Annotated in this window: 16 protein-coding genes; 3 read left to right on the plus strand and 13 right to left on the minus strand. The window is 43.6% G+C overall.

Annotated features, from left to right (window positions below):
• The 5 genes from ACP7AA_RS12045 to ACP7AA_RS12065 all read right to left on the minus strand — a co-directional run.
• Window positions 1–101, minus strand: a 101-nt coding sequence (locus tag ACP7AA_RS12045) for a GTP-binding protein (RefSeq protein WP_372829846.1), incomplete at its 3' end; no start/stop codon positions are given.
• A 236-nt stretch (window positions 102–337) separates the two neighbouring features.
• On the minus strand, window positions 338–2464 hold the full coding sequence (gene fusA, locus ACP7AA_RS12050) for an elongation factor G (RefSeq protein WP_201625842.1): 2127 nt from the start codon (window positions 2462–2464) through the stop codon (window positions 338–340).
• 414 nt (window positions 2465–2878) lie between these two features.
• A complete protein-coding gene (gene rpsG, locus ACP7AA_RS12055; protein ID WP_183621326.1) occupies window positions 2879–3352 on the minus strand; it encodes a 30S ribosomal protein S7 in 474 nt (157 codons plus the stop codon).
• A gap of 223 nt (window positions 3353–3575) precedes the next feature.
• Window positions 3576–3950 carry a 30S ribosomal protein S12 gene (gene rpsL / locus ACP7AA_RS12060; protein WP_183621325.1) on the minus strand — a complete coding sequence of 125 codons (375 nt, stop codon included), beginning with the start codon at window positions 3948–3950 and terminating at the stop codon, window positions 3576–3578.
• 523 nt (window positions 3951–4473) lie between these two features.
• Window positions 4474–5652 (minus strand): EcsC family protein, encoded by a 1179-nt coding sequence (locus ACP7AA_RS12065; protein WP_426223709.1) that lies wholly within the window; start codon window positions 5650–5652, stop codon window positions 4474–4476.
• A 627-nt stretch (window positions 5653–6279) separates the two neighbouring features.
• On the opposite strand from ACP7AA_RS12065, the gene ACP7AA_RS12070 reads away from it, so the two are divergent.
• Together ACP7AA_RS12070 and ACP7AA_RS12075 are read left to right on the plus strand one after the other, a co-directional pair.
• Window positions 6280–7515: a beta-ketoacyl-ACP synthase II gene (locus tag ACP7AA_RS12070; RefSeq protein WP_426223710.1), complete on the plus strand. Its 1236-nt coding sequence runs from the start codon at window positions 6280–6282 to the stop codon at window positions 7513–7515.
• Between the two features lie 2 nt (window positions 7516–7517).
• The gene (locus tag ACP7AA_RS12075) at window positions 7518–9224 is read left to right on the plus strand and encodes an anthranilate synthase component I family protein (RefSeq protein WP_426223711.1); all 1707 of its coding nucleotides are present in this window, start codon (window positions 7518–7520) and stop codon (window positions 9222–9224) included.
• Between the two features lie 271 nt (window positions 9225–9495).
• Here the strand turns inward: ACP7AA_RS12075 and hisC are convergent, their stop codons facing one another.
• From hisC to ACP7AA_RS12115, 8 genes are all read right to left on the minus strand, one after another.
• On the minus strand, window positions 9496–10629 hold the full coding sequence (gene hisC / locus ACP7AA_RS12080; protein WP_426223712.1) for a histidinol-phosphate transaminase: 1134 nt from the start codon (window positions 10627–10629) through the stop codon (window positions 9496–9498).
• A 179-nt stretch (window positions 10630–10808) separates the two neighbouring features.
• Window positions 10809–12104: a histidinol dehydrogenase gene (hisD, locus tag ACP7AA_RS12085; protein ID WP_426223713.1), complete on the minus strand. Its 1296-nt coding sequence runs from the start codon at window positions 12102–12104 to the stop codon at window positions 10809–10811.
• Between the two features lie 288 nt (window positions 12105–12392).
• Window positions 12393–13088: an ATP phosphoribosyltransferase gene (gene hisG, locus ACP7AA_RS12090; RefSeq protein WP_201619273.1), complete on the minus strand. Its 696-nt coding sequence runs from the start codon at window positions 13086–13088 to the stop codon at window positions 12393–12395.
• Window positions 13089–13188: 100 nt separating this feature from the next.
• Window positions 13189–14457: a UDP-N-acetylglucosamine 1-carboxyvinyltransferase gene (murA, locus tag ACP7AA_RS12095; RefSeq protein ID WP_201565732.1), complete on the minus strand. Its 1269-nt coding sequence runs from the start codon at window positions 14455–14457 to the stop codon at window positions 13189–13191.
• Between the two features lie 119 nt (window positions 14458–14576).
• Window positions 14577–14828: a BolA family protein gene (locus ACP7AA_RS12100; RefSeq protein WP_011514505.1), complete on the minus strand. Its 252-nt coding sequence runs from the start codon at window positions 14826–14828 to the stop codon at window positions 14577–14579.
• 164 nt (window positions 14829–14992) lie between these two features.
• Window positions 14993–15976: an alpha/beta hydrolase gene (locus ACP7AA_RS12105; RefSeq protein ID WP_426223714.1), complete on the minus strand. Its 984-nt coding sequence runs from the start codon at window positions 15974–15976 to the stop codon at window positions 14993–14995.
• 192 nt (window positions 15977–16168) lie between these two features.
• Window positions 16169–17005 (minus strand): BON domain-containing protein, encoded by an 837-nt coding sequence (locus ACP7AA_RS12110; RefSeq protein WP_426223715.1) that lies wholly within the window; start codon window positions 17003–17005, stop codon window positions 16169–16171.
• Window positions 17006–17265: 260 nt separating this feature from the next.
• Entirely contained in the window at window positions 17266–17781 is a 516-nt protein-coding gene (locus ACP7AA_RS12115; protein WP_426223716.1) for a YraN family protein, read from the minus strand.
• 128 nt (window positions 17782–17909) lie between these two features.
• Between ACP7AA_RS12115 and rsmI the strand changes: the two genes are divergently transcribed.
• Window positions 17910–18863, plus strand: a complete 954-nt coding sequence (gene rsmI, locus ACP7AA_RS12120; protein WP_426223717.1) for a 16S rRNA (cytidine(1402)-2'-O)-methyltransferase — start codon at window positions 17910–17912, stop codon at window positions 18861–18863.
• The last annotated feature ends 69 nt before the right edge of the window (window positions 18864–18932 follow it).

The following is an 18932-nucleotide window of genomic DNA, read 5'->3' on the forward strand; positions in this document are numbered from 1 at the left end:
GTTGCGATAGCGGCGGTTAGGGTTGTTTTACCGTGGTCAACGTGTCCGATGGTACCGACGTTGACGTGTGGCTTGCTGCGTTCAAACTTGGCCTTTGCCATGGGTATTTCCTCTTTTTTTTGGGGTCAGTGCTTAACATATATAAGTACGACATTTTACGTACTAGGGTTAAAGCATTACTGGCCACATTAAAATAGTTGTTAAAAGGGTGCACGTACTAATGTGCAGATATTATAAGAAAATCGCGGCCAATAACAAGTCTTTTAACCAATTATTGGCGGATTCTCTACTGACAATACAGAGATATGCCCGATATTGTCAGATTAATACGTATTATTTACTCGTCATCATCTTTAGAGTTGAATTTAGAGATGATAGATTCTGCAACTGATTTTGGAATCTCAGCGTACTTTTGGAATTCCATTGAATAGGTTGCACGGCCTTGAGACATTGAGCGCATTTGTGTGGCATAACCAAACATTTCCGCTAATGGTACTTCAGCACGAATCTGTTTAGTACCGCCAGGCAAGTCTTCCATGCCTTGAACCATACCGCGACGACGGTTAAGATCGCCCATGATATCGCCCATGTAGTCTTCAGGGGTTTCAACTTCTACTTTCATTACTGGCTCAAGTAGGGTTGGGTTTGCCGCCATGAAGCCTTTACGGAATGCGATAGAACCAGCCATTTTAAATGATAACTCATCCGAGTCAACATCATGGTAAGAACCATCATACAAGGTTGCTTTAACGCCAACGATTGGGTAACCAGCAAGTACGCCGTTTTTCATGCGCTCTTGAATACCTTTATCAACCGCACCGTGGAATTCTTTTGGTACTGTACCACCAACAACTTCTTCAGAGAATTCATATAGAACTTCGCCCGCTGGATCCAGAGGCTCAAGACGTAACCAAACGTGACCGAACTTACCACGACCACCAGTTTGACGTACGAATTTGCCTTCTTGTTCAACCGTGTTACGAATCGTTTCACGATAAGCAACCTGCGGCGCACCGATGTTTGCTTCAACGTTAAACTCACGCTTCATACGGTCAACAAGAATTTCCAAATGTAGCTCACCCATACCACTGATGATCGTCTGACCAGACTCTTCGTCAGTATGTACACGGAATGATGGATCTTCTTTTGCCAAACGACCCAAAGCAATTGACATTTTTTCTTGGTCAGCTTTAGTCTTAGGCTCAACCGCTAGGCTGATAACTGGATCTGGGAATTCCATACGCTCTAGCGTGATAACATTTTGCTCATCACATAAGGTATCACCAGTAGTGACATCTTTCATGCCAACTAACGCTGCGATATCACCCGTGCGGATCTCTTGTAGCTCTACCTGAGCATCTGCCATCATCTGAACGATACGGCCAACACGCTCACGCTTCATTTTAACAGGGTTATAAACGCTACTGCCTTGCTTTAGAACACCTGAATAAACACGAACGAAAGTTAAGTTACCAACGAACTTATCGTTCATGATTTTGAACGCTAGTGCTGCAAACGGCTCGTCATCAGACGCTTCGCGGAAGCCTTCAGACTCGTCTTTGTCATCAAGGATACCCTTAATAGCTGGTACGTCCATTGGCGCAGGAAGATACTGAATAACCGCATCCAACATCTTCTGTACACCTTTGTTTTTAAAGGCAGTACCACAAAGCAGTGGAATGATTTCGTTATCAATAGTTAGTTTACGAATAGCGCCATGAATCTGCTCTACCGTCAATTCACCATTTTCTAGGTATTCATTCATCAATTCTTCTGATGCTTCAGCCGCATTCTCTACTAGATACTCACGATATTCTTCCGCTTTTTCTTGTAGTTCTACCGGGATTTCGCGCTCATCATATTCCATACCTTGAGACGCTTCGTCCCAATAGATGGCTTTCATGGTCACTAGATCCACAACGCCTTCAAAGTCATCTTCTTTACCAATTGGAATAACCAATGGTACTGGCTTGCCGCCTAGACGAGTTTTGATTTGTTCTACCACACGGTAGAAATCAGCACCAACACGATCCATTTTGTTAATGAATGCTAAGCGTGGTACTTTATATTTGTTTGCCTGACGCCATACGGTCTCAGACTGTGGCTGAACGCCGCCTACTGCACAGTAAACCATGCACGCGCCATCAAGTACACGCATAGAACGTTCAACTTCAATCGTGAAGTCAACGTGACCTGGGGTGTCAATGATATTAATGCGATGTTCGTCGAACTGTTTTGCCATACCTGACCAAAAACAAGTCGTCGCCGCAGAAGCAATGGTAATACCGCGCTCTTGTTCTTGCTCCATAAAGTCCATGGTAGCTGCACCATCATGGGTTTCGCCAAGCTTGTGGCTAACACCAGTATAGAACAAAACACGTTCAGTTGTGGTCGTCTTACCAGCATCAATATGCGCTGAGATACCAATATTGCGATAGCGCTTTAGGGGAGTTTTACGAGCCATAGTGTTTTCCTAGGGAAATTCGTGTATATAATAATGTGTTGTGTCTCTACCTCATACTCTCTATGACAAAGCCATCGGACTTCGTAATATTACTTACTGATTATTGGGCCAAATACGGACAAAAAAAGAGCAAATATAAGAATATAGCGGCATCAAACTCAGGAAACTTTCTTTGTAAGCGTTACAAGCTTTGTAAGTTTGCAGGCTTCTCGAAGTAGTATCCCTTTCAGAACAGCATCTTGACAGATGTCCGCCATCTAAGTGGTTTAACGATTCAATCACCTTACGATGAGAATAATTAAACAACCCAATGATGATGGCGGCAATCAATAGAATAAATCAACAATACAAGGATTAACTGGCCGAAACCGTTAATCCTAAGCGTCTAGGCTAGAATTAAAAGATAAGACCAGCTTAGAAACGGTAATGAGAGAATGCTTTGTTAGCATCTGCCATGCGGTGAACTTCGTCACGCTTTTTCATAGCATTACCTTTGCCGTCAGCAGCATCATTCAATTCGCCTGCAAGACGCAAAGCCATTGATTTTTCAGAACGCTTAGCAGCAGCTTCAGCTAACCAACGCATAGCCAAGGCAGTACGACGGGAGGGGCGTACTTCCATTGGTACTTGGTAGGTTGCACCACCGACACGGCGAGCTTTTACTTCGACCATTGGACGGACGTTTTCTAGAACTTCTTCAAAGAAAGCGACTGGGTCTTCGATCTTACGTTTTTCGCTAACTGTTTCAAGAGCACCGTAAACGATACGCTCAGCAGTAGATTTTTTACCATGACTCATGACATGGTTGATGAATTTTGCAACAGTTTGGCTACCAAACTTAGGATCCGGTAGGATCTCACGGGTAGCAACGACGCGACGTCTTGGCATAATAATAATCCTTTTCTTCAGGAGTGTCTGACATTCACAATCTCGCACCAATTAATATTGGATGGCGTTATATCGAGTTGTCAGTCAGCCTTACTGCATGGCGGTATGTTATAACAGCAAATTGTTCATTTAATAATCATTAATTTAACAAAATACCGTTAACACCAGACCCATGCACAGTTAATGGGTGATACAAAAAATCTTAGCTAATAACATTTAGTTATTAAGCTTTAGGCTTCTTAGCACCATATTTAGAACGACCTTGTTTACGGTCTTTAACGCCTGCGCAATCTAGTGCACCACGAACGGTGTGATAACGTACACCTGGTAGATCTTTTACACGACCACCACGGATAAGAACAACACTGTGCTCTTGTAGGTTATGACCTTCGCCGCCGATGTAGCTTGATACTTCATAGCCTGAAGTCAAACGTACACGACATACTTTACGCATGGCTGAGTTAGGTTTTTTAGGGGTAGTAGTATATACGCGAGTACATACACCACGGCGTTGTGGGCACGCTTCCAACGCAGGAACTTTTGACTTTTCCTTGATGGTTTTGCGACCTTTACGAATCAATTGGTTAGTTGTTGCCATGAGGCATCCTTCTCCCGTTTGGTATAAAACAAAAAAATGGGGCAATGCGCCAACCATCTGACATTAACGACAGATTTCGGAACACCCATTTTTAGGACAGTGTATTATAAAGAGTTGTTGCTGCTATTTCAACCACTTATGAGTGATTGTACTTTACAACATTCGATAGATATGCATTACGCCTACCACTATACCACTTTATCTGTTTTTAGTTAAAATCTGGCTAAAAAGCAGTTTGTTAAATATGGTATCGAAAGTAGCGTCATACATCGTTCAGATAAGATATTTAGAAATAAACAAATAGCAATTTATGAGAGCTAAATGGCGATGCTATCTTATTTTTCAAGCTTATTATCAGAGAGTATCTCATATTTAATGAGATAAATCTTAATGAGTAAAAGCTCAATGGAAAAAAGAGAGCACCGCCCATTTTAGCACTAAATGCGCACCGTACTTATAATATAGTAAAAGATAAATTAAAAAAACAACTAAGTACTAAGCTTGTAAGGCGGCGACATTACTTCTATTTGCTTTGCTTGTCAGCCGCTTTGTCCGCACTACCCTTTTTAGCGTCTTTTTTATCGCTTACTTTTTCGGTTTCTTCCGCGACGTCTTTATCATTGCCTTTAGCGGATTCTTTTTTGCTGTCAGTATCTTCGCCTGACTCTTTCTTAGCATTTTTCTCAGTATCTTGTTTTTCAGTATCCTGCTGCTTATCATCGCTAGCAGGTTTGCTCACTTCGGCTTCACTACTGCTATCGTCGGTAATCGCACGGTTAGCAAGTTTGGCTTCAGGGGCAAAAGTCGCTTGCGCCACGCCAATCACTTCATCAATCAGCTGGCTGTTATAGCGCATACCGATAATCACAGCGGTCACTGGTAAGAAGCGGCGTATCCATGACAAGTTAATTTGGTCTAAATCAATGCCAACCTGACTGGCAATGCTATCTACTTGCTCAGCATAAAAATTGACGCTTTTATTCTGCAAGCCTAGGTTTTTCAGTTCATTGTGCAGACCGCTGTTTTGCGCATTATCGAGTAAGCCTTTACCGATACCAAGACCCGCTAGTAAGGCTTGTTTTTCTTGCATCTTACTTAAGTCAGCATTGGCAAGCAGCTCATAAGCCATCTTGACGCCTTGCTTACCCGTTAACGGCTTGTTATAAACAGCACCCAACTGATAGACGGTACGTAATGATACCAATAACAACCACAAGGTATCAGCAAGCAAACCTGGCAATCCAGCCAAACCGGTCAAGCCACCTATCGTTGCCAAAGCACGGTTTTGATTGGCAATATCAGTCGCTAATGCATAACGCTCTTCGTCGTCCAAGCTTGCGATATTGGCAAAACGATGCTGATTTGGCAGGTCAATCTGACTCCAATTGGCAGCAAGCTTAGCGACTTGGGCAAAAGCGCCATCAACCGTTGATTCAAACAAACTGTTTGGTACTACTTTTTTGGCGTATTTACCATAAGTAGCAAAGCGGTTACCCAATAATTGCTGCGTTGCTTTTAATGTTTGCTCACGGAACAAGTCTTGTTGATAGTCTTCATCGCCTAGATTTACCGCTTTAAATTGACGCGGTTTGCCGCTCTTAGCATTGACGCTATCAATCATCGCGCCCATACGTTCTAGATTATTGCGGGTAAAAGAGCCAACGCTGCTAATGCCTTTATATAGAGTGCTACGCTTTGCCATCTTGATGTCCTTAATATGATGAGTGTTTGTTATTAATATTATTTATAGATACTTCTTAAATAGCTACTTCTGAAATAGCTACTTCTTAAATTGAATGCCATTCTAGCGAACGCTGATAATGGCTGTCAGTGCCAACAATGTTATCGCCAGCGCCAGTTTTGTATCTAAAAGTATCCTTTATCTATGACTGCCAAGGACTTTAGTATATAACTAAATGCGCTGTGGCTGAAATGAGTTTATGCTATTTATAATCTCACCTTTTAGCCTCATAATTACGAGGCGTACACCGTGCTATTCCTACGAGAATACTGACTGTTTATTTTTAATAATAAGCGTGGTTTTGTCGTTATTTTACACTTACGCCAAGATTTTAAACCCTTGATACGTTATCATAGGCCATAATTCAAAGTACAGTTGTACTTTTATTTAGCGAGCAGTATTTATAAAGAATAGTGTTTTATTCTAACCATTATAATGACTGTCAAATAAGCATTTAGCGTCCAAAACCTTATTTATTAATTTTATTAGCAACGATAAAGGGTTTGGATGTTAGATAATAGCAGTAAATATTTAAAAGCGATTGTTAAAGGTAATTATCAAAAAATCGTTACTCATAAGGAATAGTATATGCGCCGCGTTGTTATCACTGGAGCAGGGATAGTCTCTTGTATCGGACATGATTTGGCTACTGTCACCGATGCTCTTAAACAAGGGCGCTCAGGTATTACGTTCAATGAATCGTATGCTGAGCACGACTTTAAATCACACGTTAGCGGTAGTATTGATAAGTCAGAACTTGATACGTCGGGCATTGACCGTAAATTAAAGCGCTTTTTTAGTGACGCAAGCCTTTATGCTTATGTCAGCGCTTTAGACGCCATTGAGCAGTCGGGATTAACGCTTGAGACCATTAATAATAATCCGCGTGTGGGTGTCGTTGCAAGCTCAGGCGGCGCATCAACCGAAAATATAGTTAATGCCATCGATGCGATGCGTGAAAAAGGTCTGCGCGGTGTCGGTGCGATGGCGGTGCCAAAAACCATGGGCAGCTCGGTATCAGCGGCGCTGGCAACGGGTTTGAAAATCCAAGGTATCTCCTACTCATTATCTTCTGCTTGCGCAACGTCAACGCATTGTATCGGTCATGCTGCTGAGCTTATCCAACTTGGTAAAGCCGATGTGATACTTGCTGGCGGTAGTGAAGCGGAACATTGGACGCAGTCTTGTATGTTTGATGCCATGGGCGCCGTTAGTACGCAGTATAATGACACGCCGACACTTGCCTCTAGAGCGTATGATAAAAACCGTGATGGTTTTGTGATTGCAGCAGGCGGCGCGATGGTCGTGGTTGAAAGTCTTGAGCACGCCCAAGCACGCGGTGCCAATATCTTAGCTGAAATCGTCGGTTATGGTGCCAGCTCTGATGGCGCTGAAATGGTCGCGCCAAGTGGTGAAGGCGCTGTCCGCTGTATGCAGCTTGCTCTTACTGAAGCAGGCTTAGAAAGCGTTGACTACATCAATAGCCACGGTACCAGTACGCCGCTAGGGGATGTGACTGAGCTTAAAGCCATTGCTAAAGTATTTGGTGACGATGTCAGTCAAGTACCTGCTATCAGCTCAACCAAGTCCATGACCGGTCATAGCCTCGGTGCAGTCGGCGCGCAAGAATTGATTTATTGCTTACTGATGCTACAAGAAGGCTTTATTGCCCCAAGTATCAATATTAAAGAATTAGACCCTGCTGCTGAAGGCTTTGATATTGTCACTGAAAAGCGTGATGTTAAGCTTGAAACGCTTATGAGCAATAGCTTTGGCTTTGGCGGTACTAATGCCACCTTAATTATTAAAAAGTTTGACGCATAACTATGCTCGTAGCACCGCATCTTAAAACTGAGCAGACAGCATCTGCCTCATCGCCAGCTACTCAAACTAGCTGGCGTTTTGGTGATCTGTCTGCCGCAGAGTTACTGCCAAAACTAAAGCGTCATCTGTATGGACAAAATCCTAACGCAAACTGGCAATTGGTTTGGCTGAATAACGATGGACGCCCTGTGATTGGTTTATTACCAAAAATGAGCTGGTCGGTTTATTATCTTTCTGATTCTAAATTGCCTAATCAACAACCGAACATCTATAAAGTCATAAAAAATTGCCGTGATGGCTCACATAGTCAGGCTAAAACCAATCAAGCGATTATTAGCACTTATATGAGTTATAGCGACTGGCAAGAGGATTTGATTGCTTATAGTCAGGCTCATAACGCAGATAACACTGATGATAACAACTCGTTCTCAACTAAAGACGTCGATAAGCAGTCAAGTTACCATCATGGCTTGATAGGTTTTATTGGTTATGATATAGCCGCTTATGAGCTTAGCCCAGCCGCTAAAATACAATTAGCAGCGCAGCCTTGTGCCAGCTTAGGACATTATGATATTTATCTAACGCCAAATGCTGAGCAAATGAGCTGGCAGCTCACTATAAAAGACAGCGTCACTGATACTGATAACGAACAAAAAGGCGTACTGGTTAAAGCGCTTATCTCATATTTAGATATAATGGATAAGGAACTATCTAACCAAACATTAGAAAAGTCAGCGCTTGAAATGTCATATAAAACGACGCCTTTATTATTAAAAGCGCAATGGAGTAAGCGGGATTATCAGCAAGCCTTTGATAAAACGCAAAGCTATCTGCAACAAGGTGACTGCTATCAAATCAATCTCACCCAACAATGGCAAGGCGCTTTTAATCAAAGCCCTAATGATAATGTTACACCGATGCTTATGGATTATTTACCTGCCTTGCATCGTAATACCCACGCGCCGTTTGCAGGGTATTTAGCAGTCAATGATTTTACTAGTGAAATCAGCGTTAATACGCCAGATAATCAATTTGAATTGTTAAGCTGCTCGCCTGAGTTATTTTTTACCTTTAATAAAGAGGATAATACTGGCAAGCACCATATACGCACCAAACCTATTAAAGGTACGATGCCGCGTGGGTTAAATACTGAACAAGATAATGCTTATAAACAGCAGCTTATCGATAGCGAAAAAGACCGTGCCGAAAACGTCATGATTGTCGATTTGCTACGTAATGATTTGGGCAAATATGCCAAGATTGGTAGCGTCAAAGTGCCGCAATTATTTGCGATTGAAAGCTTTAGCAATGTGCATCATATGGTCAGCACCATCACCGCTGAGCTAAAGACAGATACCCACCCGCTTGCCGTATTGTTTGGCAGTTTGCCCGCCGGTTCCATCACAGGTACGCCAAAAAAGCGCGCCGTTGAAATTATCTCGGAGTTAGAAGGTGCAGCGCGCGGTGCTTATTGTGGCACATTAGGTTATATGAACTTTGATGGTAGCGGGCAATGGAATGTATTGATACGTACTTTACAAGCCAATACCTTATCAAATCATAAGCTAGGAAAAAAAGAAAGACATGTCAGCTTATGGGCAGGCGGTGGCATTACCATTGCTTCTAACTGTGATGCTGAATATCAAGAATGCCTTGATAAAGTCGGTAACCTTTTAGGCGTTTTAACTCAAGACAATAGCGATAAATAAACTTAAGCATTGTTTAAGAGATGAATAAAAAACCAATAAAAAAGCCTGCTCAACATGACGTTAGCAGGCTTTTTTATTTATATATAGTAGACGCACTTTAAAACAGACACAGTGCGACTGTGATGAATTTTTCGTAGCCTCTGTGATAGCAGCAAGCAAGGAAAATTTATACCAGTCGCACCTAACTATTAACGTATCGATTTTATTTTGAACTGACTATAACTTGGTGTTTTTGGGTTAGATTATCAAATTATAAATCGCAAACCTCTTATCACTCAGCAACGCTTTCAGCTTCTGCTTGCAACACTTTTAACGCGTCAATCAAACGCTGATTCTGCGCTGCCGTACCAACGGTAATACGCAAATACTCATTGATACGCGGTTTATCAAAGTGACGCACGATGATACCTTGCTCGCGTAACGTACCGGCTACCGCACTTGCCTCACCATCTTTTGGACGGGCAAATACAAAGTTGGCGTGCGATGGCAGCACTTCATAATCGAGCGCCGTCAGCTCTGCGGTGAGCGCTTGGCGTAAGTCGATGACTTGCTGGCAGGTCTGGGTAAAATACTCAACATCTAACACACTGGCGGTCGCTCCCGCTTGCGCCAACTTATCGAGCGGATAGCTATTAAAGCTATTTTTCATACGCGTCAATGCTTCGATTAATGACGCATTACCAAACGCCATACCGACACGTAAGCCGGCAAGCGAGCGTGATTTTGAAAAGGTTTGGGTCACGAGCAAATTATCAAACTCATTAATCAGGCTAACCGCTGACACTTCTGTATCCAAGCTACCCTCTCCTTTTTGCGCAAAATCGATATAAGCTTCATCAATCACAATCACTGAATTTGAGTGCTCACCAGCAAGCTTACGAATATCAGCAAGCGATAATAATAAACCGGTTGGGGCATTTGGATTGGCGATGATGATACCGCTACAAGGTTGACGATAGGCATCGGGGTCGATACTAAAGTCTTCTTCTAGGGCAATTGGTACCAGCTCAATACCAAAAGTATTGGCGTAAACAGGATAGAAGCTATAGCTAATATCAGGCGCTAAAACAGGGCGCTCTTTTAGGAAAAAGCTGGCAAATACCAACGCCAATACTTCATCAGAACCATTACCAACAAACACTTGATTGATATCAAGGTTATATAACTCGGCTAAGGCAGCACGCAACTCATCAGACTCAGGTGCAGGATATAAACGCAGGTCATCCGCTTGCTGCTGTAAAACCTTTACGATTGCCTCACCGACTTTTGGTGAGGGCGGAAATGGATTTTCATTGGTATTTAATTTGCACAAATTTTCATGTTGAGGCTGCTCACCAGGAACGTAAGGTGACAAGTTACGCGCTTTAGAAGACCAAAGTCTGGTGTCTATCTTTAACTCACTCATAAATTATCCTACTATTAGCCATATCATTATTAGACATCTTTATTAAATATAATTTGTAAATATAGTTCTTAAAAATTAGTTGTTAAATTTATCTCGTAAATACAGTCATTAAACATCAATGCTTAAAAAAGCTTCTCAAAATAGAACTCAAAAGCAAATCCTACATCAACCTATAGCTGTTATTGATAACGATAACGGGCTGAGCGCGCATGAGCTTCTAAGTCCTCACGCTGCGCTAAAATATCTGCTGTTTCTGCCAGCGGCTTACTACCCGCCTCACTGCAATAAATGATCGATGATTTCTTTTGGAAGTCATAAACACCGAGCGGCGAAGAAAAACGCGCCGTCCCAGAAGTTGGCAACACGTGATTGGGGCCTGCACAATAGTCACCAATCGCCTCAGGCGTATGACGTCCCATAAAGATAGCACCAGCATGACGAATATCATCAAGTAACGCATCAGGCTCATCGACGGACAATTCTAAATGCTCAGGGGCAACGCGATTAATCACCGCCATACCTTCCGCGCGGTCTTTAACCAAAATCAGCGCGCCACGATTTTTTAGGGAATCACGGGCGATATCAGCTTTTGGCAACTCTGCCAAGGCTTTTTCAATCTCAGCAGCGACTTCTTTAAGCTGCTTACTACATGTAGTGACAAAGATAGCTTGGGCGATACGGTCATGCTCTGCTTGTGACAATAAATCCATCGCCAACCAATCCGCGCGATCTTGCGCCTCGCCTTCTGCATAGACCAATACTTCAGAGGGGCCGGCAATCATATCGATACCGACTTGACCAAATACTGCCCGCTTTGCCGCTGCAACGTATTTGTTACCAGGGCCCGTGATTTTGTCTACAGCCGGAATCGTTTCGGTACCGTATGCCAAGGCAGCAACGGCTTGTGCACCGCCGATGGTAAAGACGCGGTCAACTTGTGCCAAATGCGCTGCTGCTAAGACCAATGGATTGAGCACGCCTTTTGGCGCTGGTACCACCATGATTACCTCGGCAACGCCAGCTACTTTGGCAGGAATCGCATTCATCAATACAGAAGACGGATAAGATGCCAAACCGCCGGGCACATAAATACCAACACGATCAAGCGGCGTTACTTTTTGACCTAAGCGATTGCCAAGCTCGTCTTCATATTGCCAAGTTTCTTGCACTTGGCGCTCATGGAATGTTTGTACGCGTCTCGCTGCGGTCATCAAAGCCGTTTTGACGGTATCGTCAAGATTGGCAAACGCTGCAGCAAGCGCCTCTTTAGTCAGCTCTAGCTCTTGTATCGTCGTCGCTGGATGCTGATCAAACTGTTGGGTCAAGGCCAGTACCACGCTATCGCCACCATGACGTACTTTTACAATGATATCGTCAACGGTTTTTAGTAATTCAACATCGTTCACGGTTTCAAAAGCAAGCAGTTGGGTCAGTTGACTGTCAAAATCAGCATCTTGAGTACTTAGTTGGCGCATGACTTAATCCTATAGTTGAGCATGAAATACGGCTATAAAGAATAGATGGGATAAAAGGGCAATTGGGAAAATAAAAAAGGCTGGTATCCCAGCGTATTTATGGATGGCTGACTCAGATTATACTGAGCTTTTATTTTCTGGCAAGCAAATACAACAAAACCAGTTTAGCACGCTATATCTATCCTAGAGCGCCAAACTGGTTTAAAATTTTGTATAACCGTGCTTGATATTATCAATGATTGCTAGCGTATGATAAGCCCGTTGCATCAGTACCAAACAAGTATTGGTTTAAGAAGCGCTGGCAATACTGTTTTTAAAACTATCTAAAATCGGCTCAAGCAGGGCAAATTTACGCTTATAGCTGACTTGATTGACAATCAGGCGTGACGACACATCGCAAATATGGTCGCGCGCTTCCAGTCCATTGGCGCGTAGCGTATTACCAGTATCGACGACGTCAACAATCAAGTCACCCAAACCAACTAATGGTGCAAGCTCCATCGAACCATACAGCTTAATCACATCGACTTGCTGACCTTGGCTAGCAAAGTAAGCACGAGCAACATTGACGTATTTAGTCGCAATACGCAGACGACGATTTGGCAGCGGCGCACCTTTAACGCCAGCGGTCATCAGCTTACACTGGGCAATCTGCAAATCTAGCAATTCATAAACGTGATTGGCACCATGCTCAAGCAACACATCTTTACCCGCCACGCCAAAATCAGCAGCACCGTGTTCAACATAGGTTGGCACGTCACTGGCACGCAAAATTAAGACGCGTACATTTGGGTTTGAGGTTGGAAAAATAAGTTTGCGCGATGCTTCAGGGTCTTCTAATAATTCAACGCCAGCAGCACGTAACAAAGGCATCGTCTCTTCTAAGATGCGACCCTTTGATAGCGCAAGTGTCAAACCTGAAAACTCATCATTTACTTCGTTTAATAAGCCGTCAGTTGGAAGGCTATTGCTTGCTTCAGTCATAATGACTCGTGTCCGTGTACAGTTAGTTGCCTTACTTAAAAGGCATTATTAAGTTTAATAAATAGACGTGAATACCAATAACAGCGGCTAATTAACCATTCTAGTCGTTGGTATTAATGCGTTCGATATTGACACCAAGGGCGCGTAGTTTTTCTTCGACATGCTCATAACCACGATCAATATGGTAAATGCGGTCAATCAAGCTCTCGCCTTCAGCCGCGGCAGCAGCCATCACCAATGACATCGACGCCCGTAAATCCGTTGCCATGACAGGAGCAGCAGTGAAGCATTCAACCCCTGTGACGACAGCCGCATGACCGTCTACTTGGATAGACGCGCCCAATCGGTTAAGCTCAGGCACGTGCATATAACGATTTTCAAAAATATTTTCGATAAAAGTACTGGTGCCATCAGCAAGACAAGCAATCGCCATCACTTGCGCTTGCATATCGGTTGGGAAACCTGGATGCGGCTGGGTACGGATATTAACCGGTAATGGGCGACCTTTCATTTGTGCACGAATCCAATCATCACCGGTGGTGATAATCGCCCCCATATCTTCAAATTTTTCTAACACTGGCGTTAATAAAAGTGCCGAGGTGTTTTTGGCCAATACATCACCGCGTGTCATCAAAGCGCCAGCAAGGTAAGAACCTGTTTCGATGCGATCTGCTACCACCGAATACTCACAGCCATGCAAGCGCTCAACGCCTTCGATGGTCATGGTTGCAGTACCAATACCGCTAATTTTAGCACCCATCGCTACCAGCATATTGGCCAAATCGACCACTTCTGGCTCAAGCGCGCAGTTGCCGAGCACTGTCGTCCCTTTGGCCAATGCGGCCGCCATAATAACGTTTTCAGTACCGCCAACCGTTATCATATCAAAAGAGAAGTTACAGCCGATAAGCTTGCCGCCTTTTGGCGCTTGCGCTTTGACATAACCATTCTCAACGCTAATCTCAGCACCCATGGCTTCAAAAGCTTTTAAATGCTGGTCAACAGGGCGTGAGCCGATAGCGCAGCCGCCCGGCAATGACACTTCGGCTTCACCGAAACGTGCCAGTAAAGGGCCTAAGACTAAAATCGAGGCGCGCATGGTTTTTACCAAATCATACGGCGCATAAAAATTATCGATATTCTTGGTATCGCAGGTGACAGTATCGCCCTGCTTTTGAATATCAATGCCCATGCCACCGATCAATTCAATCAAGGTGCGCACATCTTGTAGCGATGGCACGTTATGCAATGTCGTTGGGGTCTCGGCCAAAATCATAGCGGCAAGTAAAGGCAAAGCGGCATTTTTGGCGCCTGAGATCGTGACTTCCCCTGCGATACGACTGCTACCGGTGATTAAAAATTGATCCATAAGGTGACAACCTAGCGATAAGTATAAAAATGATGAGAAACCAGAAATGATAAAACCCGCAATATAAAGTGCCGGTGCGACAAATTCAGGTCATAGATAAAAGTCATAGGTAAAAAGAGTTAGCCTTGAGATTGAACGTCCCATTCGGCTGGCGTTAAGGCTTGAATATTGAGCGCATGAATATCACCGCTCGCAATCTTGTCGTTTACCAAGGCGTAAACAGCCTGCTGGCGTTGTACTGCGCGCTTGCCTTCAAAACTGGCATCAACCACCCGTACATCAAACTTGGTACCTTGATTGGCAGCTTGAATAAAAGCATCTGGGAAGTGAGTTTGTAAAAATGCAATCAAATCGTCAGCGTTCATGCTCATAGAATATTCTGCCTTAAAGTTTAAATAGGGTATAGGATTAAAGTAACGTCATTATAACAAGAGTTTGACCATCTTACAGTACTGTCTTACGCAACTGCGTTTAACTATTTATCATAGCGGCAAACGTACTGTAATCAATGAGCGCTAACTATTTGTGACATTAACTACTTAAGGGTTTTATCAAGATAGCTGAGTACTTGTGCACGCACATCATTGACCCAGCGTAATGGCGGTGCCATCGCACCGATACTGGTCGCATGACTGGCGCCTGCGATTTCGCCTGTTTCCACTTTAACGCCCGTCGCTTTTAATGCCTGTGTCATTTTAGTGGTATTGGTCACATGGACGATTTTGTCTTTTTCGGCAGTCAATAATAAATACGGTGGCTGCGCACCTTTAATTTGGCGGTCTGGCATCACTGTCTCTGGCGTCGCATCTGATCCAAAGGCAGTTCTACTACTGAATTTACGAAAGTCATAGCTATAAGGGCCTGCAATGCCAATTACGGCAGCAATATCTTTTGGCTTTACCCCATACGGCGCTAAAAAGTCTTCATTGGCGACGGCAGCAACCGCGTTAAATGCACCCGCAGAGTGCCCTATCACCGCCAAACGCTTAGGGTCAGCGTGGAGGCTCTTGGCATTGTTATAACTCCAAGCGATGGCCTGCGCGGCATCTTGCACATAATCAGGATACACATGCTCAGGGGCTTTACGATAATTAATCACTGCGGTGACATAGCCTGCTTGCGCCAAGCTTTGACCAACAAAGGCGTATTCATCTTTACTACCACTTTCCCACGAACCGCCATGGACAAAAACCACCATCGGATAGCTGTCATTAATAGCGTTATCATCAGTCACGTTTTTTGACTTCATGGCTTTTGTTAAAGGTTTAGGATAATAGATATCTAAATCTTGATTGGGCTCGTCACCATACAAAATATTTTTACTGACACCAACACCGCCGTTTGAAGTAATACCATTGACGATAGCCAGCGCCGATAATGCCTGTACTTGCTGAGTTGCAAGCGCAATGCCGCCAACGGCCAATGCCGCCGTAACGCCCACGCTGATACGTTTAGGCTTGCGACTCTTTATTTTCCCAGTTTGCACAGTTTCTAAAGTTTCTTTATTTAAATCCGTCATCGCCAGCAGTCCTATTATCGGTCAATCATTAATACATCAGTCGTCGGTTTATACTTGATAATAAAACGACTGTTTTATTCAAGCTATCGTTTCTATTTTTACGGTCTATATCTTACTGGCTGGCTAGGGATTTATCGTGCTGTTCCTGTTATGACTGTTTAGCATTCTTGTGCTTGTAATCAAAACAGCTAGTTAGGGATTTTGATAAAGGTCAATATAAGGGCTCGATGACGGCTGATTAACGGGCGTACCATCTTCGTTGACGATAATCGGCGTGGCATTAATCGTTGGATCTACCGCTGCCGAACTTGCTAGTGCTGGCGCAGCACCACTCTCAACGACTGGTATGGCCGCAGGATTGGCCAAATTATTCTCATACATGATGTCATCATCACCTATCTTTACCCCTCTATCATCAACAACGGTGGTCAGTAGCACCAACTCTGTGATGCCGACGGTATTATTGGCAATATCAATCAAGTGGCTTTGCTGCGTTGGTGTCATACGCCCCATGATATAAACCACGCCATCATTGGTCACCGCCTTAATCTGCGAGGCTTTCACGCCATTACTAGAGGCGACTTTTGCCAGTAGTTTAGAGGTGATATAACCATCGTGGACGGTTGAGCTATAGCCCCTTGAAGCACTGACGTTAAGCTCATTATAGACATGACGCACGTCTGGCATAGAGCTGACGACTTTTTCAATTTCTGCTTTGATAGCTTGCGTTGGCACTTCACCGGTGAGCAGTACTTCACTATTAAAGCTATCAATACTCATACGGCTGGTTTGCTGTAAATTTTCTTGCAGACCATAGACGTTAATCTTGACGGTATGCTCAATACTGCGATCGAGCAGACGCTGCGGAATGGTGCGCTCTGTCATCGGTACGCCATACGTACCTTCTGTACTATTGGTCAAATAGTTGGTGGTACAGCCAGTCGCGGCGATGCTGGTCAGTAGCATAACGCCAATCGCCTTGCGGCGTGATGAGCCCAAAATAGCAGTGCGCAAATGCATCCGTGTCATGATTTACCTCTTAGAACATGATGTAATAATTAAATGATGAATAGTGCTAATAAGTCGTAGTGAGAATAATACGACTTCGCTTCAATTAATAATTTTTAGTTCAGCTACTTTACTGAATTTTTACGCTAGGCGGTTAGGCTTTTGGTAACGACGGCTTGATGCTGGCATTTATTTTACCGTTTAATTTAACCTTTAAATGCATGTAACTTTCAAACTACTTAAGCTTTCTACTTAAGTCCTCAGAAATCTTATCACTATGATTACCAAGCTGAGGCGATAAAAGCGCCTTGTAGCCATTCTGCTTGCGTATTTTTCAACGGTGCTTGATTGGTATCATTCATCTTGTTTTTATTATTGGCATTAGTACTAGCATGGATATCATAGGCAATCACATCAAACCGACAGTCATACTCACTATATTCAGGATGCTGCCACAAAAAATAACGCGCCGCTTTGATAATCTTATTTTGCTTATTTTTTGTCACGCTAAGGGCGGCATCACCAAATCCTGAACGCTGCCGTTGCCGCACCTCAATAAAGATAAGCGTCGACCATGCCTGCCCTTTTTCTAGCATAATTAAGTCGAGCTCACCCACTTTTGGTTGCTGCCAATTTTGCGCCACCAATATCAAGCCTTGCGCTTGTAAAAACTCACACGCCTGCTGCTCAAAACGGCTGCCTTGACGCTGTGTCGGTGAAGTCAGGGTTAAGGGTTTGTCATTTGCCATCACGTCTATTGGCCAGCTGAACATTTCAGAATTATCATAGCACATCATGCTAAACTAACCACTTTCGCGTTCTTATGCTGACTGACTTTTTATTTAAATCAGCCTTTATAGCGCCACACATTTTTAATATCCTTTTTTAATACTTTAATAGTCTTTCTTAATACTCAGAGGTTTTCATGTCTAGCCCTACCGCGATGCCAGCTTGTCTTTATATCGTTGCCACGCCGATTGGTAATTTGAGCGACATGACACCGCACGCAATCGATACCCTAAAGCAGGTTGCTATCATCGCCTGTGAAGACACCCGCACTTCAGGCAAGCTGTTATCACATTTTGGTATCCATACCAAAGATACGAAAGAAACTATTGCTAGCGATAGCAATACCAGCACAACTGACACTGTAAAAGATGCTGATAGCGCAACCAAGCAAAAAGGTCATAATAAGCTTTGGGCCTATCATGAACATAATAGCGCCATTCAAACACCCAAAATTATTGAGATGATTCAGCAAGGTCATTCGGTTGCGCTGATTAGTGATGCTGGCACGCCGCTGATTAGTGACCCCGGTTATCAATTGGTGCAAGCCGCCCATGCTGCTGGCGTTCGCGTCTCACCTATTATTGGTGCCTCTGCTGCTATTGCTGCATTATCCGTTGCAGGATTGCCATCAGACCGCTTTAGCTTTATTGGCTTTTTACCGGCCAAAACCCACGGTCGCCAAAAACAATTAACGGCTCTGAATGCACGTACCGAAACCTTGATATTTTATGAAGCGCCGCATCGTATTATTGCCAGCTTAGAAGATATGGCTGCTATCTTTGGGGCAGAGCGCGAAGTGACGTTTTGCCGTGAATTGACCAAAACCTTTGAGACCGTGCATAAAAGCACGCTTGGCGAATTGGTTGAATTTGTCAAAGCCGATGACAATCAGCAACGCGGTGAAATTGTCGTCGTCGTTGCTGGGGTAAATGTGGCGCAAGACGATGACGATATCAGTATTCATGATAAATTATTACAGCGCTTATTAGAGGATTTATCGGTTAAAAAAGCGGCTGCCTTAGCTGCCGATATCACAGGCGTCAAAAAGAACGCGCTCTATCAGCGCCTACTTGAGCTACAAGCAGAATAATTTTTACTATAAAAAATAAGCGAAGCATTGATAAATTAAGCACTGAAAAATTCATTGAGGAGAGAGAGA

The organism is Psychrobacter sp. DWR1-2-3, from assembly GCF_049896465.1.
GTDB classification, from domain to species: Bacteria; Pseudomonadota; Gammaproteobacteria; order Pseudomonadales; family Moraxellaceae; genus Psychrobacter; species Psychrobacter maritimus.